The following is a 19,077-nucleotide window of genomic DNA, read 5'->3' as shown; positions in this document are numbered from 1 at the left end:
ATCAGGATCCCCAACGATGAACGACCTCGCGTCCTTCGACTCCGACGATCTCGCCGCGCTGCCCGACTCGGCACGCCGCGTCGCGCTGCTGCTGCGCGAACGCGGCCACGCGGGCCGAATCGTGATGCTGCCGGAGACCGGCAAGACTTCCGCCGAAGCGGCCGCCGGACTCGGCTGCTCGGTCGCGCAGATCGCGAAGTCGATTCTGTTCCGGCGCCGCGAAGACGACGCGCCGGTGCTCGTGATCGCGAGCGGCGCGAATCGCGTCGACGAAAAGAAAGTGGCCGCGCAGGTCGGCGCAATCGGCCGCGCGGATGCGAAGTTCGTGCGCGAAAAAACCGGCTATGCGATTGGTGGCGTGTGCCCCGTCGGTCATGCGACCGAGCCGCTCACGCTGATCGATGCCGATCTGCTCGAACTGGAGAGTCTGTGGGCCGCCGCCGGCCATCCGCACGCGGTGTTCAATCTGACCGCGCAGGAGCTGATCGCGCTGACGGGCGCGCCGGTCGTCGATGTCGCGTTGCGCGAGCCGGCCTGAACACGATGGCGAGCGGCAACGATTCCGATGCCAGGGACGACGACGGTTCAGTGCCGTCGCCGTGCATCAGCGTGTGCAGAATGGATGCGTCGACGGGCTGGTGCGAAGGATGCCTGCGCACGATCGACGAAATCGCCAGCTGGTCGACGCAGGATAACGACGCGAAGCGCGCGGTGTGGGACGCGATCGAAGTGCGCCACGCGAAGTTGATGGCGCTGCGCACGACACCGACCACGACGGAGAAGCAATGAACGCCGCGCCGCGCATCGTGACGCCTGGTGAGACGTTCAGTTCGACGCTCGAGTTGTCGGTGGATTCGATCAAATCGTTCGCGACGCTGGTCGTCGATCTGAACCCGCTGCATCACGATGAAGCGTACGCCGCGCAAAGCCGTTTTGGTGGGCTGATCGCGTCGGGCACGCAACCCACCGCGTATTTCATGGCGCTGCTCGCCACGCATTTCTCGGCCTATGCGCAGCCGCTCGGACTCGAATTCGATATCAAGCTGAAGAAGGCGGTGCAGGCGCACGACACGCTGACGATCACATGGCGGGTGCGCGACGCTCACTGGAAGCCAAGCCTGAACGGCGATCTGACCTACCTCGAAGGTTCGGTGGTCAATCAGCGCGGCGAGCTGATGTTGACGGGCACCTCGACGATCCTCGTGATGCCGAAGCCCGACACCGTCGCGCACACGCAAGCGAGAACGGCCACATCATGATCGCACTGCCCGCATCGATCCAGGTGTTCGAGCGCGGCTGGCTGTCGTCGAACAATGTGCTGCTCGTCGATGACACCTGCGCGGCGCTCGTCGATACCGGCTATGCGACGCACGCATCGCAGACGGTCGCGCTGGTGCGCAATGCGTTGCACACGCGGCCGCTCGATCTGATCGTCAACACGCATCTGCATTCGGATCACTGCGGCGGCAACGCGCTGTTGCAGGCCACGTGGCCATGTCGCACGCTGATCCCTTCATCCGAAGCCGATGCCGTGCGTGATTGGGACGAAACGCGCCTCACTTTTCGCGCGACCGGTCAGACCTGCGAACGCTTCGGCTTCACCGGCACGCTCGCGCCCGGCGCGCGCTTGCGGCTCGGCGCACTCGACTGGCAGGTGCTCGGCGCGCCCGGCCACGATCCGCATTCGCTGATGCTCTATTGCGCCGACGAACGCTTGCTGATCAGCGCGGATGCGCTATGGGAAAACGGCTTCGGCGTGATCTTCCCCGAACTCGAAGGCGAAAGCGGCTTTGCCGAGCAGCAGGCCGTGCTCGACATGATCGCGACACTCGACGTGCGCGTCGTCATCCCTGGCCACGGCGCCCCGTTCATGCAGGTCGAAGCGGCGCTCGAACGCGCGCTGTCGCGCGTCGCCTGGTTGCGTGCCGATCCCGCGCGCAATGCAAGGAACGCGCTGAAGGTGCTGATCGTATTCAAGCTGCTCGAAGTCCGCGAGATGAGTGTGGATACGCTTCTGCGCATGCTCGACGACGCGACCGTGATGCACGCCGCCGCGTCGATGCTGAAGCCGCGCGGCGAATGGTCTGCGCTGCTGAAGGGAATGATCGGTGAGCTCGCGGCGAATGGTGGACCGCTCGTAGTGGACGGCACGCGTATTCTCGCGCGGCGTTGAATGTGTGATCGGCCCATGCGGCCGGTACTGCGGAAAGATGTGACGGAACGCAAACCGTTCCCACAAAAAGAAAACCGCTCGACGAAGCGAGCGGCGGAACATCTGTGTGGACGTGATCAGCGTCGCTATCAATGATACGCGTGCGGGTTTTTGCAACGCATCGGTGATTTCCCTACAGAAAATTAACACCGCGTTTTACAAATGCATACATGATCTGTCATCAAGCGGCGTTAGGCGCTTGAATGCGTGCGCTTTACTCTGCAATCCGTAGCAATTGCCGATCGAATGTCAAATCGGCATCAGGTGGACGATAGACGCTTCTTCTGCGGCACGATTCGCCACCCGAGATTAACGCCCGCCGCCGCCAGCAGAATCAGTGCGGCGCCCAGCACCTGAATCCATGCGAGCGTCTGGCCGAATGCCACCCGATCGACGATGATCGCGACCACCGGATAGATGAACGACAGCGCGCCCGTCATCGACGTCGGCAGCTTCTGGATCGCGCCATACAGCAGCACGTACATCAGACCGGTATGGACGACGCCGAGCACGACCAGTTCGAGCCACTGCACGCCGCTTGCCGGCAACGCGTCGAAGCGCACGAACGGCGCGAGCAACAGCACGCCGAGCGACACCTGGATCAACGCGAGCAGATGCGGGGGCGTGCCCTTCAGCCGCTTCGTGATGATCGACGACACCGCGTACATCGCCGCCGCGCCGACCGCATAGGCGACGCCGACCAGATATTGCCCCGGCACCGCGAGCACGGCCGGCTCGACCTTCACGACGAACACGAGCCCGACGAACGCGACCACGAGCCACGCGATCGTCGACGCACTGACGCGCTCGCGAAACACCAGCGCGCCGAGCCCGACCAGCATGAACGGCTGCGTGTTGTAGACGGCCGTCGCCATCGAAATCGACGCACGTGAGTACGCGGCGAACAGCAACACCCAGTTCACGACGATCGCCGCGCCGCCGAGCAAAGCGAGGCCGAGGATCTTCCACGAAAACAGTTCGCGGCGGAACAGGCCGAGCGCGGCGCACACGAGCGCGAGCGTCGCGCCGCCGAAGATGCAGCGGAAAAACACCACGTTGAAAGGGCTTTGCTGCGACGACACGACCAACCAGCCGATCGTGCCCGACATCAGCATCGCAATGCTCATCTCGGCCGCGCCGCGGCGGATGTCGCTGGACGAACTGCCTGAGGTCGTGACGGAAGCCTTGTTTGAAGCCATGATTCGATCCCGGATTGGTGACGGCATAACCGGCAGTGTAATTAATCCGCGCGCGCGAATACATGGCTAAACTTAAGCGTTACCGCGTTTTCACCTCATAAACGAAGGCCATCATGAGCAAACGCCTTGCATCGATCGCACCGGTCGCACTCGACGACACCGACCGCGCACTGCTCGCCGCGCTCGCGCAGGACGCGCGTCAGCCGGTCAGCGAACTCGCGCGCGTCGTCGGCCTGTCGGCGCCCAGCACGGCCGAACGCGTGCGGCGGCTCGAAGCGCAAGGCGTGATCGAGCGCTTCACCGTGCAGATCGATCCGCGCGCGCTCGGCTTCACGCTGCAGGCGATCGTGCGGGTGAAGCCGCTGCCCGGCCAGCTGCATCTGGTCGAGGAAGTGATCCGGCGCATTCCGGAATTCGTCGAATGCGACAAGGTGACCGGCGACGACTGTTTCATCTGCCGCCTGTACCTGCATTCGATCGAGCAGCTCGACGAGATCCTGTCGAAAGTGACCGAGCGCGCGGAGACCAGCACCGCGATCGTCAAGTCGACGCCGGTCGCGCGGCGGCTGCCGCCGCTCGGCTGAGAGGGTTCATCGAAGGCCGCGCGTAGCGGCTCGTCGTCTATTGTTCGACCGCTTCGAAAAACGACAGCATCTCGGCGACCAGTTCGTCCGGCGCTTCCTCGGGCAGATAGTGCCCGCACGATAGCGCGCGGCCGCTGACGTCGCGCGCGACTTGCCGCCATTCGCCGAGCGCATCGAAGCATTTCTCGATCACGCCCTTGTCGCCCCACAGCACGCGCAGCGGACAGCCGATCTTGTTGCCGCGCTCGATATCGGCGCGATCATGTTCGAGGTCGATGCTCGCCGCTGCCCGGTAGTCCTCGCACATCGCGTGCACCGCGCCGGGTTGCGCGAGCGCCGCCCGATAGGCGTCGAGCGCGGCGGGATCGAACGGTGCGAGGCCCGCGTGACGTCCGCCCATCACCGCATCGACATAGGCGGCCGGGTTCGCGCCGATCAGGGTTTCGGGCAGTGGCTCAGGCTGGATCAGGAAGAACCAGTGGAAGTAATGCGTCGCGAACGTGCGATCGGTGGCTTCGTACATCGCGAGCGTCGGCGCGATGTCGAGCAGCATCAGGCGCTCGACCGCGTCGGCGTGATCGAGCGCCATCCGGTGCGCGACGCGCGCGCCGCGATCGTGCGCGCAAACGAGGAAGCGCTCGAAGCCGAAGTGGCGCATCGCCGCGACCTGGTCGGCGGCCATCGTGCGTTTCGAGTACGGCGCATGGGTGGCATCGCTCGACGGTTTGCCCGACGCGCCATAGCCGCGCAGATCGGTCGCGATCACCGTGAAGTGCTGCGCGAGCGTCGCGGCGCAGCGCGCCCAGATCAGATGCGATTGCGGATGGCCGTGCAGCAGCAGCAGAGGCGGCCCGGCACCGCCCTTCACTCCGAAAATATCGACATCGCCCACGGCGACGCGAAAAGGCGTGAAATTTTCGAAGGCCATGACGTCTCGTTGGTCGTTTGAGGGTCCGTGCATTGTAGAAGGCCAGCAGCTCCGTGAGAGGTGGGATAGCCCACGCAGACATGGAACCTGAATACTCCTTCGAACCGTTGCAAATGCGGCTGCCGCGCACGGGTCGCACGATTCGCCTATAATCGAACGGTCGTTCTTAAAATATTTGAAGTGGCTTCGGCATGGCGGTTTCGTGCGATTGCCGGATGCACTCGCCGGCTATCACACCGCAAGCCGTGTGCCGCTAAACTCATCTATCGCCGGGCGCACGTCGCTTCGGCAAGTTGAAATTCATGGGACCCGAGTAAGCGCTAACTCGGGTCGACACAGGAGACCCGCACCATGGCATTGCCCGCCGTTCTGCAAAACCTCGCACTGCCCGTCGTTGCTTCGCCGATGTTCATCGTCAGCTATCCCGAACTCGTGCTGGCGCAGTGCAAAGCCGGCATCGTCGGCTCGTTCCCCGCGCTCAACGCGCGCCCGGCCGAACTGCTCGACGAGTGGCTCACGCAGATCCAGGCGCAACTCGCCGAGCACAAGGCCGCGAACCCGAACGCGGTGATCGGCCCGATCGCGGTCAATCAGATCGTTCATCAGTCGAATCCGCGGCTCGAACACGACGTGCGCGTCTGCGTCGAACACAAGGTGCCGATCTTCATCACCAGCCTGCGCGCGCCGGCCCGCGAGATCGTCGATGCGGTGCACAGCTATGGCGGCATCGTGCTGCACGACGTGATCAATCTGCGGCATGCGCAGAAGGCGCTGGAAGCCGGCGTCGACGGGCTGATTCTGGTCGCGTCGGGCGCGGGCGGCCATGCGGGCACCACCTCACCGTTCGCGCTGGTCGGCGAGGTGCGGCGCATTTTCGACGGCCCGATCGTGCTGTCGGGCTCGATCGCGAACGGCGGCTCGATTCTCGCCGCACAGGCGATGGGCGCGGACCTCGCGTACATGGGCACGCGCTTCATCGCGACCAAAGAGGCGCATGCGGTCGACAGCTACAAGCAGGCGATCATCGACGCGAAATCGTCGGACATCATCTACACGAACCTGTTCACCGGCGTGCACGGCAACTACATCCGCGAGAGCATCCTGAACGCGGGGCTCGACCCCGACGCACTGCCCGAATCGGACAAAACCAAGATGAACTTCGGCAGCGAAAAGGCGAAGGCGTGGAAGGACATCTGGGGCGCGGGCCAAGGCGTCGGCCTGATGGACGACGTGCCGGACGTCGGCGAACTCGTGCAGCGTCTGAAGAAGGAATACGACGACGCGAAGGCACGCCTCGGCATCGCACGCTGACGCGTCGAACGGGGCGGGCCGGCCCGCCCCTCGCGGGCTACATATTTCGCCGATACTGCCCGCCCACCTCGAACAGGGCGTGAGTGACCTGCCCGAGCGAACACTCGCGCACCACGTCCATCAGCACGGCGAACACGTTGTCGTCGTCGATCACCGCGCGCTTCAGGCGTTCGAGCGCTTCGGGCGCGGCATCGCGGTGGCGCGTCTGGAAGTCGCGTAAGCGCTGCAACTGACTCTGTTTTTCCGCGTCGGTGGATCGCGCCAGCACCAGCGGCCGCGGCGCCTCATGCGGATGCGCGCTTAAAAACGTGTTCACGCCGACGATCGGATACGAGCCGTCATGCTTGCGATGCTCATAAAGCATCGACTCGTCCTGGATCCGGCCGCGCTGATAGCCGGTTTCCATCGCGCCGAGCACGCCACCGCGCTCGGTGAGCCGCTCGAACTCGGCGAGCACCGCTTCCTCGACCAGATCGGTCAGCTCGTCGATCACGAAGCTGCCCTGATTCGGATTCTGGTTCTTCGCAAGCCCCCATTCGCGATTGATGATCAGCTGGATCGCGACCGCGCGGCGCACCGACTCCTCGGTCGGCGTCGTAATCGCTTCGTCGAACGCGTTGGTGTGCAGTGAATTGCAGTTGTCGTAGATCGCGATCAGCGCCTGCAGCGTGGTGCGGATATCGTTGAAATCGATCTCCTGCGCGTGCAGGCTGCGCCCCGACGTCTGAACGTGATACTTGAGCTTCTGGCTGCGCTCGTTCGCGCCATAGCGCTCGCGCATCGCGATCGCCCAGATGCGCCGCGCGACGCGGCCGAGCACCGTGTACTCCGGGTCCATGCCGTTCGAGAAGAAGAACGACAGATTCGGCGCGAAGTCGTCGATCGACATGCCGCGCGCGAGATACGCCTCGACGTACGTGAAGCCGTTCGCGAGCGTGTACGCGAGTTGCGAGATCGGGTTCGCGCCGGCCTCGGCGATGTGATAGCCGGAGATCGACACCGAGTAGAAATTGCGCACGCCGTGTTCGACGAAGTACGCCTGAATGTCGCCCATCACCTTCAGGCTGAATTCGGTCGAGAAGATGCAGGTGTTCTGCCCCTGGTCTTCCTTCAGGATGTCGGCCTGCACGGTGCCGCGCACGTTTTCGAGCGCCGCGCGGCGCGTTGCGGCGAGTTCGCCATCGGTCAGCGGACGGCCTTGCTGCTGCTCTCTCAAGGCGATCTGCTGGTCGATCGCGACGTTGAAGAACATCGCGAGGATCGTCGGCGCGGGGCCGTTGATCGTCATCGACACCGACGTTTCCGGCGAGCACAGGTCGAAACCGTCGTACAGCGTCTTCATGTCGTCGAGCGTCGCGACCGAGACCCCCGAATTGCCGACCTTGCCGTAGATGTCCGGGCGCTCGTGCGGCTCCTCGCCGTACAGCGTCACCGAGTCGAACGCGGTGGAAAGCCGTTTGGCCGGCATGCCTTCCGACAGCAGCTTGAAGCGGCGATTGGTGCGCTGCGGATCGCCCTCGCCCGCGAACATGCGCGTCGGGTCTTCGTTCTCGCGGCGAAACGGAAACACGCCGGCGGTGAACGGGAAATAGCCGGGCAGATTGTCGAGCATCAGCCAGCGCAGAATCTCGCCGTGATCGACGAACTTCGGCAGCGACACCTTGCGGACCTCGGAGCCGGACAGCGTCGTGACCGTCAGCGCGGTGCGGATTTCGCGTTCGCGGATGCGCACCACATGTTCGTCGCCGGAATAGGCGGCCACCGTTTGCGGCCACGTGTCGAGCAGCTTGCGTTCGCGCTCGCCGAGCGCGGCGCTGCGTTGGTCGATCAGCGCGTCGAGCAATGAGGCGTCGCTGCCTGCTTCACCCAGCATGCGGCGCGTCTCGACGAGCTGCCAGCGCTCGCGTGCGATTTGCGCCTGGGCGTCGGCCCGCTCGCGATAGCCGTGTACCGTCAGCGCGATGTCGGCCAGATAGCGCACGCGCGCGGGCGGCACGATCGCGTGCAGGTTGCTCGAAAAGCGCAGAGCGTCGGTCGCGCCAAGCCGCGCGCCGCCCTCGCGCAGGCCGTGTGTGCGCAACGCGTCAGCGATGTGCCGGTACAGCGCGGTCACGCCGTCGTCGTTGAAACGCGACGCGATCGTGCCGAACACCGGCATCGCGCCGGGCGGTGTCGTGAAGTCCGCGCGGTTGCGCTGCACCTGCTTCGCGACGTCGCGCAGCGCATCCTGCGCGCCCTTGCGATCGAACTTGTTGATCGCGACGAAGCTCGCGAAGTCGAGCATGTCGATCTTCTCGAGCTGGCTCGCGGAACCGAACTCGGGCGTCATCACGTACAGCGACTCATCGACGAACGGCACGATCGCCGCATCGCCCTGACCGATCCCCGACGTCTCGACGACGATCAGATCGAAGCCCGCGGCCTTGCACAGCATCAGCGCGGCGGGCAGCGAGTCGGACAGTTCGGTCGATGCCTCGCGCGTCGCCATCGAACGCACATAGATGCGGGCACCGCCGCCCCAGTCGCCGATCGCGTTCATGCGGATGCGGTCGCCGAGCAGCGCGCCGCCGGATTTGCGGCGCGACGGATCGATCGCGAGCACCGCGATGTTCAGCGTGTCGCCGTAGTCGAGCCGGAAGCGGCGGATCAGCTCGTCGGTCAGCGACGACTTGCCCGCGCCGCCGGTGCCGGTGATGCCGAGCACGGGGATGCGCGTCGCTTGCGCGAGCGTCGAGAGTTGGTCGCGGGCGGCGGCGTCGACGGTATTCGTTTCGAACGCGCTGATCAGTTGCGCGAGGCGGCGGAAGATCGGCGCGGCGTCCGACGCAGCGGGATCCCCGGAACGCGGCAACGGCCGTGCGGCCAATTCGGCGAGCCATTCGCGCACCGGCGTCGGTCGCGCAGCGGCGGCCGCACGCGTGCCTTCGACGCAGCGCGCGATCATGTCGTCGATCATGCCTTGCAGCCCGAGCCGCTGGCCGTCGTGCGGCGAGTAGATTTTTTCGATGCCGTCGCGTTCGAGCGCGGCAATCTCCTCGGGAACGATCACCCCGCCCCCGCCGCCGAACACCTTGATGCGCTCGCCGCCGCCCGCACGCAGCAACTCGACGAGGTAGCGGAAGTATTCGTTGTGGCCGCCCTGATAGCTCGACACGGCGACGCCGTCGGCGTCCTCGTTGAGCGCGGCGGTCGCGACTTCGGCGACGGAGCGGTTGTGGCCCAGGTGGATCACCTCGACACCGCTTGCCTGCAGGATGCGCCGCATGATGTTGATCGACGCGTCGTGGCCGTCGAACAGTGCGGCGGCGGTGACGAAGCGCAGGCGCCGGCCCGCGGGCAGCTCGTGGCTACCGGCACGCTGCGGCGTGGACAGATCGGTCATGTCTCCCCCAGATCATTTAACTGATGGGTGTCGACAATCAGTATATAGAAACGGGGTAAGACGGCGGCGAGGCGCGGGACGGGCGATTGCGGCGTTGGTTCGGTCCTTCGCGAAACGCTAGCGCACCGCCAGCGCCCTGATCTCGTCGAGCGACGGCCACAGCGATTCGTTCGCGAACCGCGCCGCCAGAAAATCGACGAACGAGCGCACCTTGGCCGACAGATGCCGCCGGCTCGTGTACACGACGTGGATCGGCAGTTCGCGCGGCGGCACTTCGTCGACGAGCAGCGGCACGAGCCGCCCATCGGCGAGATCGCTGCCGATCACCTCGGTGCCCAGCATCGCGATGCCCGCGCCGTGCAGCACGACCACGCGCTGCGCTTCGAGCTGATTGACGATCAGGTTGCCCGACAGGCGCACACGCGAGCCCGCGTCGCCGGTCGCGACTTCGAGCGCCGACACGCCCGCGTACTGCAGATAGTTGTGGCGCGCGAGATCGGCGACGCTCTTCGGCGTGCCATGCTTGCGCAGATAGGCGGGCGATGCGCACAGCACCAGATGCGCGGTCGCGATCTGCCGCGCGATCAGCGACGACGACTTGAGCCCGCCCGGCGACGCGCGGATCGCGACGTCGAAGCCCTCGTCGATCAACTCGACGACGCGGTCGGACAGCGTCATGTCCACGGTGACCTGCGGATATTGCGCGGCGTAGTCCGCGACCGCGGCCATCACGTGATTCAGGCCGAACGCCGACAGCGACGACATCCGCAGCCGCCCGTGCGGCACGACGCTTGCCGCGCCGACCGCCTGGCCGGCTTCGTCGAGCTCGGTGAGCGCCTGGCTCAGCCGCTCGTAGTATTCGCGGCCCGCCTCGGTCGGCGCGACGCGGCGCGTGGTGCGGTTCAGCAGGCGCGCGCCGAGCTGCTGCTCCAGATGCATCACATGCTTGCTCGCCATCGCCGCCGACATCTCCATCTTCTCCGCGGCGCCGACGAAGCTGCCGGCTTCGACCACATGGCGAAACACTTTCATGCTGACGAGGGTGTCCATCTCAATCGCTCGCTTCAGGAATCAATCGACGCCATTTTGCCGGGTTTATCAAAAGAACGGCAGCAAAGGCTAGGCGCGACGAAACCGAAAAGCGACAAAGCCCGCGTTCCGGGCGGAACGCGGGCTTTGCGGTGAGACCGTGGCCTGAGATCAGAACTTCGCGCGCAAGCCGGCACCGTAGGTGTTGCCGCTCGATTGTCCGTTGATGTGGTCGTACATGTACGCGGCATAGAGATCGGTGCGCTTGGACAGCGGATAGTCGTAGCCGACCGCCGCCGTCTGGCGCGTCTGGTTCAAGCCGCCGCCGTTACGCGAATACGCAAACGACGCCATCACCGTGCCCGGCCCGACCGGCACCGTGACGCCGCCCTGTCCCGTGTTCACGTGCCAGCTCGTGACCTGCTGGTCGTTGTAGGTGTACATGTACTGGCCGTACAGCTTGACGAACTTCAGGTCATACGTCATGCCCGCCTGCGCGACGCTCTGGCTGCGCAGACCCGGCACGCCCGAGGTCTCGAAGCTGCCGAGGTCGCCCGGCACGTTGTTGAAGTTCACGTACTGGTACACCGCGGTCGCCGCGAACGGGCCGTGGAAGTACAGCACCTGGCCGCTCCACTTCTTCGCGCCGGTCTCGGTCGTGTTGCCGAGTGCGTACATCGCCGTCGCCGACAGACCGTTGAAGTTCGGCGACGAATACGACACGGCGTTGTTCCAGCCCGAGTCGCCGGTCACGCCCTGGTCGGTCGTGTAGGTCGGGAAGGTGCCGAGGCCCAGGTACACGTGAGTGACCATCGGCGAGAACACGTACGAATCGACGAACGGGTTGAACAGGATCGTCGATACGAACAGCGGCGTGGTCAGACGGCCGGCGGTGAACGTGCCGTACGGCGATTCGATGCCGACGTAGGCGTTACGCGAGAACATCGTGTCGCCGGTGAAGCGGCCGTACGCGCCGTTTTGCGCGCGGAAGAAGCCTTCGAGCGTGAAGATCGCCTTGTAGCCGTTGCCCAGATCCTCGCTCCCCTTCATGCCCCAGTACGACGTCGACATACCACCGCCCGACACGACCGCCGCGGCCTGGCCGCCCGGAAACTTCTGCGAGCCGACCCATTCGTCGACCTGGCCGTAGAGCTGCACGCTCGATTGCGCGAACGCCGACGAGGCGCTCGCCAGCACGGCGACGCATGCGGTGGCCTTCAGAGTAGTCTTCAGCGCGCTGCTGAGGCTTGTGTTCATGGGTTCTCCAATCTTTGTCAAAAGGGTGCGGCTGTGCGAAAGGGGGCGCTCGCGCGAATCGTTGTTGTTATCCGTTCGATCGTCGAGTCAATCTGGGCGGGTCCATCTTTGCGGACCATTTTTATAAACAAAAATATCGCTGGTTATTGCCGGTATATCGGTCTGATTAGTTTGGTCGGTTATCGGCTTGATACGACGCTTTCTGGCGTGACTGCAGGTGGCCTCGCGACGCAATGCGGCATGCGGCAAACGGCGCGCCACGGCTTGCGGGAACGCCTTGAACGACGGGCCGATGATGCGACACGGCAGAATGCCAGGATTTAACGCTGACCAATACTTCGATGCCGAGTGTTTTCAAAAAAGTGTGGCGTCGAAACGTCAGATTCGGGACTCGGACGCAGAGGAAGGCGCGCGATGCTGCGTGAAGGATCGCGGGAGGAGGTTGGAGAACGGGTTTCGCGAGCGCGGTTGAAGCGGTGCGGTGATTCGCGGGGGAAGTGAAATCAGGGGCGCGCTGGTCGTTAGGCGATGTGCGCTCGCCTTCCGTGTAAAACCTATGCGCTCATTCGCGCAGGTAGTGGCGAGCGGGCTCCACGCGGGACCAAACGATGCGGTAAATCGCGTTCAGCTAATTCCGGTATGGCGAGCCTTCCGGCTGCCGCGGATCGTCGGACGGACGTTGCATCGGACGCGCTGCGCCGCGCTCTTCGTTGTAGCGGGCGACGTCGGCGCGGATAGAGCCGTTGCGCATCGGCATATTGGACGGCGGACGCGGCACCGGACGCGACTCCGCGCTGACCGGCGTGATCGCGCCGGCATAGCCGGACGGATCGCCGACCCGGCGCATGCCGGACTTGTAGGTGCCGAAGCCGTAACCGAAATTGGCGTCCGCGATATTCGGATTGCCGCGCTGCGGACGTGTGTCGCGTGTGTCACGAGAAGCCATCGCATTGCGCGAAGCGCGCGGAGCATGCGCGCCGCCCGCACCGGCATAACGGCCGTCGCCACGCATCTCCATGCGCGGCGCGCGCCCGGCACCGTCGTGCGAATAAGCGCCGCCAGCGCCGGCACCGCCGCCATGCGGCACACCCGGCCCTTTCGCATAGGCGAACGAGCACAGCACGGCGATGACCGCGCCCCAAGCCCAGTGCCTCGTTCTCGACAACCCGTCCACCTTGTGACTCTCACGCCCGAAGACTTGCCTGAAATCCATCGTTCGAGCTGCGATGGACCTGTTGCGGGAGGAGAAAAGCGCCGCGTTCCTATCGCGACGCAGGCCATCCCTACGGCCTTTGACTGTGTAATTTATGGTCGTCGGCAGAGGGTGTCGAGCCAAAAAGTGTTAGGTCTCGTCGGTGGATGTAACACCCTGTTACTGCGGCGTTTTTCCGTGCTGCAGCCCTCGCGCGGACGCGCCTCGGCAGCCTGATGACGGCCGATTTGACCTACCCCGGGCAAGCGCCGTTTGTTGCAAATAAACGCCGTTTGCAACGTCAATGGTTAAACGGTTTGTCGCGAGCAAGTACGTCGCCAATACTGATACCTGGCGTGTCGCTCGAATCGAACTCCGCATGGCCAGCGGGTCAATGCGCAAACTTCATTAATCGATTCGGTAAATGAATTTGCGTTTTCAATCGAGTTTCGACAACAATAGCCGCTTTCCATTGGCACGGACCGCGCGCTGACAGGCCCGTCCCGTGCTTACACCGCGTCATTGAATCGAGATTCCGACATGGCCCGCCCGAAATTCCTGCCCGATAACTTCACCCTGTGCCTCGTCGGCACCGTGATCCTCGCCAGCTTCCTGCCCGTTCATGGGCAGGCCGCCGTGGGGTTCAACTGGGTGACGAACATCGCGGTCGGCCTGCTGTTCTTCCTGCACGGCGCCAAGCTGTCACGCGAGGCGATCATTGCGGGCGCGACGCACTGGCGCCTTCACCTGGTGGTGATGCTCAGCACGTTCGCGCTGTTTCCGCTGCTCGGCCTCGCGCTTAAACCGATCCTTTCGCCGCTGGTCACGCCGTCGCTCTACGCCGGTGTCCTCTTCCTCTGCACGCTGCCATCGACGGTCCAGTCGTCGATCGCGTTCACGTCGATTGCCAAGGGCAACGTGCCGGCCGCGGTATGCAGCGCGTCCGCCTCGAGCCTGCTCGGCATCTTCGTCACCCCAGCGCTCGTCAGCGTCATCGTGACGAATCAGGCCGCGAGCGGCGGCGCGTCGCCGTGGCACACGATCGGCAATATCGTGCTGCAACTGCTCGTGCCGTTCGTTGCCGGCCAGCTGCTGCGCCCGCTGATCGGCAAGTGGATCGAGAAGAACCGCGGCGTGCTGAAGTTCGTCGACCAGGGCTCGATCCTGCTCGTCGTGTACGGCGCGTTCAGCGAGGCCGTCACCGAAGGCCTGTGGCACACCATTCCGCTGTCGGCGCTCGGCGGCCTCGTCGTGGTGAGCGCCGTGCTGCTCGCGCTCGCGCTGGGCGTGACGATCTTCGCGAGCAAGCGGCTCGGCTTCAACCGCGCGGACCAGATCACGATCATCTTCTGCGGCTCGAAGAAGAGCCTCGCCGCCGGCGTGCCGATGGCCAAGGTGATCTTCGCCTCGCATGCGGTCGGCGCTGTGGTGCTGCCGCTGATGCTGTTCCACCAGATCCAGCTGATGGTCTGCGCCGCGCTCGCGCAACGCTGGGGCGCTCGCGACCTCAGCGCCGAGAGCGCGGCCGCGGCGCGGCAACCCGCCGCCGCCGTCGCGCGCCGTTGAGAACACACGCAATGCAAACGGGACATTCATAAGCGCCCTCCCTGAGCGTCGTTTCGATCGTGTGAAGCAAGCCGCCTGCGGGCGGCTTTTTCTTTGGGCTCTTGATTGGCCTTGTCGTTATTTCACGCGCAAACGCTGCCGCTGTCGCCTCGGCCGGATGGCATAGGACGACTCCCGGTATGTCTCGAAAGCGGCGATCCGACTATTGTTTAGTCAATTTTACTAAACAACTTAATTGCCGACAACGCCATAAGATACGGGTATTTACCGGTGTTGCACAGGCGTTTTGCCGGCTGTTTTAGCCTCGTTTTACTATACAATCGCCCGACCTGAACCCGTGCTGCCCCGCCTCGCGCGGCAGCTTCATTCGATGGCCACAACCATCCGCGACGTCGCCCGCGCAGCCAGCGTTTCGATCGGCACCGTGTCGCGTGCGCTCAAGAATCAGCCGGGCCTTTCCGAGGCCACGCGCGAACGCGTCGTCGAGGCGGCGCGTCAGCTCGGCTACGATTCGGCGCAGTTGCGTCCGCGCATCCGCCGCCTGACTTTCCTGCTGCATCGTCAGCACAACAACTTCGCCGCGAGCCCGTTCTTCTCGCACGTGCTGCACGGCGTCGAAGACGGGTGCCGCGAGCGCGGCATCGTGCCGTCGGTGCTGACCGCCGGGCCGACCGAGGACGTGATCCACCAGATGCGCCTGCACGCGCCCGACGCCGTCGCGATTGCCGGCTTCGTCGAGCCCGAAACGCTCGCCACGCTGGTCGCGATGCAACGCCCGCTGGTGCTGATCGATCTATGGTCGCCGGGCCTGCGCTCGGTCAATCTCGACAACGCCGGCGGCGCCACGCTCGCGATGCGCCATCTGTTCGCGCAGCAGCGCAAGCGCGTCGCGTTCATCGGCGGCTCGCTCGCGCACTTCAGCATCGCCGAGCGCGCGCTCGGCTACCGGCGCGCGTTCTTCGAAGCGGGGCTGCTGTTCGACCCATCGCTCGAAGTGAACATCGACGCCGGGCTCGATCCCGACACCGGCGCCGCGCGCGCGATGCAGCGCCTGCTCGACGCGCCGGGGCCCCATCCCGACGCCGTCTTTGCATTCAACGACGCCGCCGCGCTCGCCGCACTGCGCGTGTGCCTCGCGCGCGGCCTCTCCGTACCCGACGACATCGCGATCATCGGTTTCGACGACATCCCCGCCGCCGCCCACGCTACCCCGCCGCTATCGACGATCGCCGTCGACAAGGAAGCGCTCGGCCGACGCGGCGTCGAACTGCTGCTCGAAGACTCGCCCGCCGAACTCGAAGTCCGCTTGCCCGTTCAACTCGTTGCCCGTGCCAGTACTTTGGTGAAAACGCCATGACGCTAACCGATCCGCTTCACCCTTCCAACGGCGCCGCGAAGGTGCCGGCCGTCGCCAGCTTCCGCAAACGCGAGTTCCTGCTCGCGCACATCGAGGACACGCTGCGCTTCTATGCGCCGAACGTGCTCGACCCGAGCGGCGGCTTCTACCATTTCTTCCGCGACGACGGTTCGATCTACAACCGCACCACGCGCCACCTGGTCAGCAGTTGCCGCTACGTGTTCAACTACGCGATGGCGTACCGGCAGTTCGGCGACCCGAAGCATCTCGAATACGCGCGCCACGGCCTGCGCTTTCTGCGCGACGCGCACTGGGACTCGCAGCACGAGGGCTACGACTGGGAACTCGAATGGCGCGACGGCAGAAAGCGCACGCTCGACGCGACGCGCCACTGCTACGGCCTCGCGTTCGTGCTGCTCGCGTACTCGCATGCGGCGATGGCCGGCATCGACGAAGCGAAGCCGATGATCGGCGCGACCTTCGAGCTGATGGAGCACCGCTTCTGGGACGCCGCCGCCGGCCTCTATGCCGACGACGCGTCGGCCGACTGGCGGGTCAGCACGTATCGCGGGCAGAACGCGAACATGCATACCACCGAGGCGCTGCTCGCCGCGCACGAGGCGACCGGCCATCTGGTGTATCTCGATCGCGCCGAGCGCGTCGCGTCGAACATCACGCTGCGCCAGGCGAAGCTGTCGCAAGGGCTCGTGTGGGAGCACTTTCACGCGGACTGGTCGGTCGACTGGCATTACAACGAGGAAGACAGCTCGAACATCTTCCGTCCGTGGGGCTTCCAGCCTGGGCATCAGACCGAATGGGCGAAGCTGCTGCTGATCCTCGAACGCTTCCGGCCGCTGCCGTGGCTGCTGCCGCGCGCGATCGAACTGTTCGACGCCGCGATGACGCACGCGTGGGACGAAGACCACGGCGGCCTCTACTACGGCTTCGGTCCCGACGGCACCGTGTGCGATCACGACAAGTATTTCTGGGTGCAGGCCGAGACGTTCGCGACCGCCGCGCTGCTCGGCAAGCGCACCGGCAACGAGCGCTTCTGGGACTGGTACGACGAGATCTGGCGCTATAGCTGGAACCATTTCGTCGACCACAAGTACGGCGCGTGGTATCGCATCCTCACCTGCGACAACCGCAAGTACAGCGACGAAAAGAGCCCGGCCGGCAAGACCGACTATCACACGATGGGCGCGTGCTACGAAGTGCTCGCCCATGCGCTCGGCGAAAACGCGGCGGCTGAATCGGCCGCTCCCGCCGCAGCGGCTTCAGCGGAGAAAGCACAATGAACGCGAGCACCGACCTTCCCGTTTTCATCTCCGCCGGCGACATCCTCACCGACCTCGTGCGCACCGGCGGATCACAGTGGCTATCGCGTCCGGGCGGCGCGGGCTGGAACGTCGCGCGCTGCGTCGCGCGGCTCGGCCTGCCGACCGCGAGCGCGGGCTCGCTCGGCGTCGATAACTTCTCCGACGAGCTGTGGGACGCGAGCGTCGCCGCCGGCCTCGACATGCGCTTCCTGCAGCGCGTCGAGCGGCCGCCGCTGCTCGCGATCGTGCATCAGACGCATCCGCCCGCGTACTTCTTCATGGGCGAGAACAGCGCCGACCTCGCGTTCGATCCGGCGAAGCTCCCCGCCGGCTGGATGAACGCGGTGAAGTGGGCGCACTTCGGCGGCATCAGCCTCGTGCGTCAGCCGCTCGGCAATACGCTCGCCGCGCTCGCCGCCCAGTTGCGCGCGCACGGCGTGAAGATCAGCTTCGATCCGAACTATCGCAATCTGATGGAGCACGGCTACGAGCCCACATTGCGCCAGATGGCCGCGCTCGCGGATCTGATCAAGGTATCGGACGAAGACTTGCGCATGTTCTTCAAGACCAGCGACGAAGCCGCCGCGCTCGCGCAATTGCGCGCGATGAATCCCGCCGCCACCGTGCTCGTCACGCGCGGCCCCGAAGCGGCGATGCTGCTCGACGGCGCCGCGGTGATCGAGGCGAAGCCGCCGCGCGTCGAAGTGGTCGATACGGTCGGCGCGGGCGATGCGTCGATCGGCGGTCTGCTGTTCAGCCTGATGAGCGCGCCGCAACGCGGGTGGCCCGAGCATCTCGCGTTCGCTCTCGCCGCCGGCGCGGCGGCTTGCGGCCACGCCGGCGCGCACGCGCCGACGCTCGACGAGGTGGTCGCGCTGCTGTAGAACGCGGCGCTGTAATTCTGCTGCCCTGGGGCGCGCGTAGCGTGACGGATGTCGAGCACGTCGCGCGGCGCGAAGCCGCCCCGGGCGGGAGCCGATCCCGCCACGCCGTGCTAGGATGAAATCAGCGAAACCTTTGCCAAAAGGAGCGAGGCCATGGAAGACGTCACCTACACCAAGGGGATCTACACGGCCACCGCGTCGATAAGAGAAGTCGCACAGGACGCCTGGCAAGGTGTCGTCACCCTCGCGCGCGACGAAGGCGAACCCAGCGACGCTCAGGAAACCACGCTCTACGAAGTCGACTCGACGTCGTCGACGCCGGGAGAAGCGCTCGAAGAAGCCAAAGCGCTCGCACATCGTATCCTCGGGGAAATCGAACTGTAGGCCGAACCAAGGCAGCGCGTCGCGCGTGCTCGCGCATCGGCGCGCCGCTCCCGGGTCGACCGGCTGGAGGCGATCATGGCTGAACAGCTGTTCCAATACGGCGTGTATTCGATTCATGTTCGTCCGCTCGAACTGAGCGGCGCGCGCTGGGACGCGGAATACGAAATCCGTCATCGCGAGAAGGCCGTCAAGGCGTGGACCACCGTCGGCGGCGACTCGGGCTATGCCGATCAGGCCGAAGCGGTGGATAGCGCGCATCGGCAAGCGGTCGACGATATCGAGCATGGCGCGGGAATTCCGAAGCCGCGCGTGTTTCCGTGACGGATGGTGCGTGGGTGTGGCGCCCGGCTGCGCCCGACCCGCATGCCGTGTGATGCGAGCTGATCCAGCCTGAAATCCGGCGCGCCCGGAAGGATGTCGACGACCGCATCGCACTAGCTCGCACCGAGCCGATCCAGCGCGCCGCGCCGCCT

At 65.2% G+C, this 19,077-nt stretch carries 18 protein-coding genes; 12 read left to right on the top strand and 6 right to left on the bottom strand.

The features are described 5' to 3' along the window. Positions 1–16 precede the first annotated feature (16 nt). From EVC45_RS21645 to EVC45_RS21630, 4 genes are read left to right on the top strand one after another with little or no spacing between them, the layout of a single operon-like run. Complete coding sequence (locus EVC45_RS21645; protein ID WP_129960283.1) at positions 17–538, top strand: YbaK/EbsC family protein; 522 nt, start codon at positions 17–19, stop codon at positions 536–538. 5 nt (positions 539–543) lie between these two features. Then, positions 544–789, top strand: a complete 246-nt coding sequence (locus tag EVC45_RS21640; protein WP_129960282.1) for a DUF1289 domain-containing protein — start codon at positions 544–546, stop codon at positions 787–789. Further along, on the top strand, positions 786–1,259 hold the full coding sequence (locus EVC45_RS21635; RefSeq protein WP_129960281.1) for a MaoC family dehydratase: 474 nt from the start codon (positions 786–788) through the stop codon (positions 1,257–1,259). The genes EVC45_RS21640 and EVC45_RS21635 overlap by 4 nt, the downstream gene beginning before the upstream one ends. Continuing rightward, positions 1,256–2,173 carry an MBL fold metallo-hydrolase gene (locus EVC45_RS21630; RefSeq protein WP_129960280.1) on the top strand — a complete coding sequence of 306 codons (918 nt, stop codon included), beginning with the start codon at positions 1,256–1,258 and terminating at the stop codon, positions 2,171–2,173. Before EVC45_RS21635 ends, EVC45_RS21630 begins: the two co-directional genes overlap by 4 nt. Positions 2,174–2,472: 299 nt before the next feature. On the opposite strand, the gene EVC45_RS21625 is transcribed toward EVC45_RS21630, so the two are convergent. After that, positions 2,473–3,411 carry a DMT family transporter gene (locus EVC45_RS21625; RefSeq protein WP_129960279.1) on the bottom strand — a complete coding sequence of 313 codons (939 nt, stop codon included), beginning with the start codon at positions 3,409–3,411 and terminating at the stop codon, positions 2,473–2,475. 113 nt (positions 3,412–3,524) lie between these two features. On the opposite strand from EVC45_RS21625, the gene EVC45_RS21620 reads away from it, so the two are divergent. Next, positions 3,525–3,995, top strand: a complete 471-nt coding sequence (locus EVC45_RS21620; RefSeq protein WP_129960278.1) for an Lrp/AsnC family transcriptional regulator — start codon at positions 3,525–3,527, stop codon at positions 3,993–3,995. 37 nt (positions 3,996–4,032) lie between these two features. Here the strand turns inward: EVC45_RS21620 and EVC45_RS21615 are convergent, their stop codons facing one another. Continuing rightward, positions 4,033–4,923, bottom strand: coding sequence for an alpha/beta fold hydrolase (locus tag EVC45_RS21615; RefSeq protein ID WP_129960277.1), 891 nt, complete (start codon positions 4,921–4,923; stop codon positions 4,033–4,035). Between the two features lie 351 nt (positions 4,924–5,274). Here EVC45_RS21615 and EVC45_RS21610 point away from each other — a divergent pair, with 351 nt between their 5' ends. Further along, positions 5,275–6,234 carry a nitronate monooxygenase family protein gene (locus tag EVC45_RS21610; protein ID WP_129960276.1) on the top strand — a complete coding sequence of 320 codons (960 nt, stop codon included), beginning with the start codon at positions 5,275–5,277 and terminating at the stop codon, positions 6,232–6,234. 37 nt (positions 6,235–6,271) lie between these two features. Here EVC45_RS21610 and icmF read toward each other — a convergent pair whose 3' ends face one another. The 4 genes from icmF to EVC45_RS21590 form a co-directional block, all read right to left on the bottom strand. Further along, on the bottom strand, positions 6,272–9,616 hold the full coding sequence (icmF, locus tag EVC45_RS21605; RefSeq protein WP_129960275.1) for a fused isobutyryl-CoA mutase/GTPase IcmF: 3,345 nt from the start codon (positions 9,614–9,616) through the stop codon (positions 6,272–6,274). Between the two features lie 117 nt (positions 9,617–9,733). Further along, positions 9,734–10,666, bottom strand: coding sequence for a LysR family transcriptional regulator (locus EVC45_RS21600; RefSeq protein WP_129960274.1), 933 nt, complete (start codon positions 10,664–10,666; stop codon positions 9,734–9,736). Positions 10,667–10,816: 150 nt separating this feature from the next. Next, entirely contained in the window at positions 10,817–11,902 is a 1,086-nt protein-coding gene (locus tag EVC45_RS21595; RefSeq protein WP_129960273.1) for a porin, read from the bottom strand. 628 nt (positions 11,903–12,530) lie between these two features. Further along, entirely contained in the window at positions 12,531–13,025 is a 495-nt protein-coding gene (locus EVC45_RS21590; protein WP_129960350.1) for a hypothetical protein, read from the bottom strand. A gap of 609 nt (positions 13,026–13,634) precedes the next feature. Here EVC45_RS21590 and EVC45_RS21585 point away from each other — a divergent pair. The 6 genes from EVC45_RS21585 to EVC45_RS21560 all read left to right on the top strand — a co-directional run bounded on the left by EVC45_RS21585 (position 13,635) and on the right by EVC45_RS21560 (position 18,925). Further along, the gene (locus EVC45_RS21585; RefSeq protein ID WP_129960272.1) at positions 13,635–14,660 is read left to right on the top strand and encodes a bile acid:sodium symporter family protein; all 1,026 of its coding nucleotides are present in this window, start codon (positions 13,635–13,637) and stop codon (positions 14,658–14,660) included. A 370-nt stretch (positions 14,661–15,030) separates the two neighbouring features. After that, entirely contained in the window at positions 15,031–16,017 is a 987-nt protein-coding gene (locus EVC45_RS21580) for a LacI family DNA-binding transcriptional regulator (protein ID WP_129960271.1), read from the top strand. Then, complete coding sequence (locus EVC45_RS21575) at positions 16,014–17,315, top strand: AGE family epimerase/isomerase (RefSeq protein ID WP_129960270.1); 1,302 nt, start codon at positions 16,014–16,016, stop codon at positions 17,313–17,315. Before EVC45_RS21580 ends, EVC45_RS21575 begins: the two co-directional genes overlap by 4 nt. After that, positions 17,312–18,220, top strand: coding sequence for a carbohydrate kinase (locus EVC45_RS21570; RefSeq protein ID WP_129960269.1), 909 nt, complete (start codon positions 17,312–17,314; stop codon positions 18,218–18,220). Before EVC45_RS21575 ends, EVC45_RS21570 begins: the two co-directional genes overlap by 4 nt. A 153-nt stretch (positions 18,221–18,373) precedes the next feature. Then, the gene (locus EVC45_RS21565) at positions 18,374–18,604 is read left to right on the top strand and encodes a hypothetical protein (RefSeq protein ID WP_129960268.1); all 231 of its coding nucleotides are present in this window, start codon (positions 18,374–18,376) and stop codon (positions 18,602–18,604) included. Positions 18,605–18,679: 75 nt separating this feature from the next. Continuing rightward, positions 18,680–18,925 (top strand): hypothetical protein, encoded by a 246-nt coding sequence (locus EVC45_RS21560; protein WP_129960267.1) that lies wholly within the window; start codon positions 18,680–18,682, stop codon positions 18,923–18,925. The last annotated feature ends 152 nt before the right edge of the window (positions 18,926–19,077 follow it).

This window comes from Paraburkholderia sp. UYCP14C, assembly GCF_004197395.1.
GTDB lineage: Bacteria > Pseudomonadota > Gammaproteobacteria > Burkholderiales > Burkholderiaceae > Paraburkholderia.
The sequence above is the reverse complement of the archived record's forward strand: the minus strand, read 5'-3'. Positions and strand labels throughout refer to the sequence as shown.

Coding starts and splice junctions, on each gene's coding strand:
- EVC45_RS21565 (WP_129960268.1), top strand. CDS start 18,374: ATGGAAGACGTCACCTACACCAAGGGGATCTACACGGCCACCGCGTCG.
- EVC45_RS21610 (WP_129960276.1), top strand. CDS start 5,275: ATGGCATTGCCCGCCGTTCTGCAAAACCTCGCACTGCCCGTCGTTGCT.
- EVC45_RS21630 (WP_129960280.1), top strand. CDS start 1,256: ATGATCGCACTGCCCGCATCGATCCAGGTGTTCGAGCGCGGCTGGCTG.
- EVC45_RS21600 (WP_129960274.1), bottom strand. CDS start 10,666: ATGGACACCCTCGTCAGCATGAAAGTGTTTCGCCATGTGGTCGAAGCC.
- EVC45_RS21560 (WP_129960267.1), top strand. CDS start 18,680: ATGGCTGAACAGCTGTTCCAATACGGCGTGTATTCGATTCATGTTCGT.
- EVC45_RS21635 (WP_129960281.1), top strand. CDS start 786: ATGAACGCCGCGCCGCGCATCGTGACGCCTGGTGAGACGTTCAGTTCG.
- EVC45_RS21585 (WP_129960272.1), top strand. CDS start 13,635: ATGGCCCGCCCGAAATTCCTGCCCGATAACTTCACCCTGTGCCTCGTC.
- EVC45_RS21640 (WP_129960282.1), top strand. CDS start 544: ATGGCGAGCGGCAACGATTCCGATGCCAGGGACGACGACGGTTCAGTG.
- EVC45_RS21625 (WP_129960279.1), bottom strand. CDS start 3,411: ATGGCTTCAAACAAGGCTTCCGTCACGACCTCAGGCAGTTCGTCCAGC.
- EVC45_RS21575 (WP_129960270.1), top strand. CDS start 16,014: ATGACGCTAACCGATCCGCTTCACCCTTCCAACGGCGCCGCGAAGGTG.
- EVC45_RS21615 (WP_129960277.1), bottom strand. CDS start 4,923: ATGGCCTTCGAAAATTTCACGCCTTTTCGCGTCGCCGTGGGCGATGTC.
- EVC45_RS21620 (WP_129960278.1), top strand. CDS start 3,525: ATGAGCAAACGCCTTGCATCGATCGCACCGGTCGCACTCGACGACACC.
- EVC45_RS21645 (WP_129960283.1), top strand. CDS start 17: ATGAACGACCTCGCGTCCTTCGACTCCGACGATCTCGCCGCGCTGCCC.
- EVC45_RS21570 (WP_129960269.1), top strand. CDS start 17,312: ATGAACGCGAGCACCGACCTTCCCGTTTTCATCTCCGCCGGCGACATC.
- EVC45_RS21595 (WP_129960273.1), bottom strand. CDS start 11,902: ATGAACACAAGCCTCAGCAGCGCGCTGAAGACTACTCTGAAGGCCACC.
- EVC45_RS21580 (WP_129960271.1), top strand. CDS start 15,031: ATGGCCACAACCATCCGCGACGTCGCCCGCGCAGCCAGCGTTTCGATC.
- icmF (WP_129960275.1), bottom strand. CDS start 9,616: ATGACCGATCTGTCCACGCCGCAGCGTGCCGGTAGCCACGAGCTGCCC.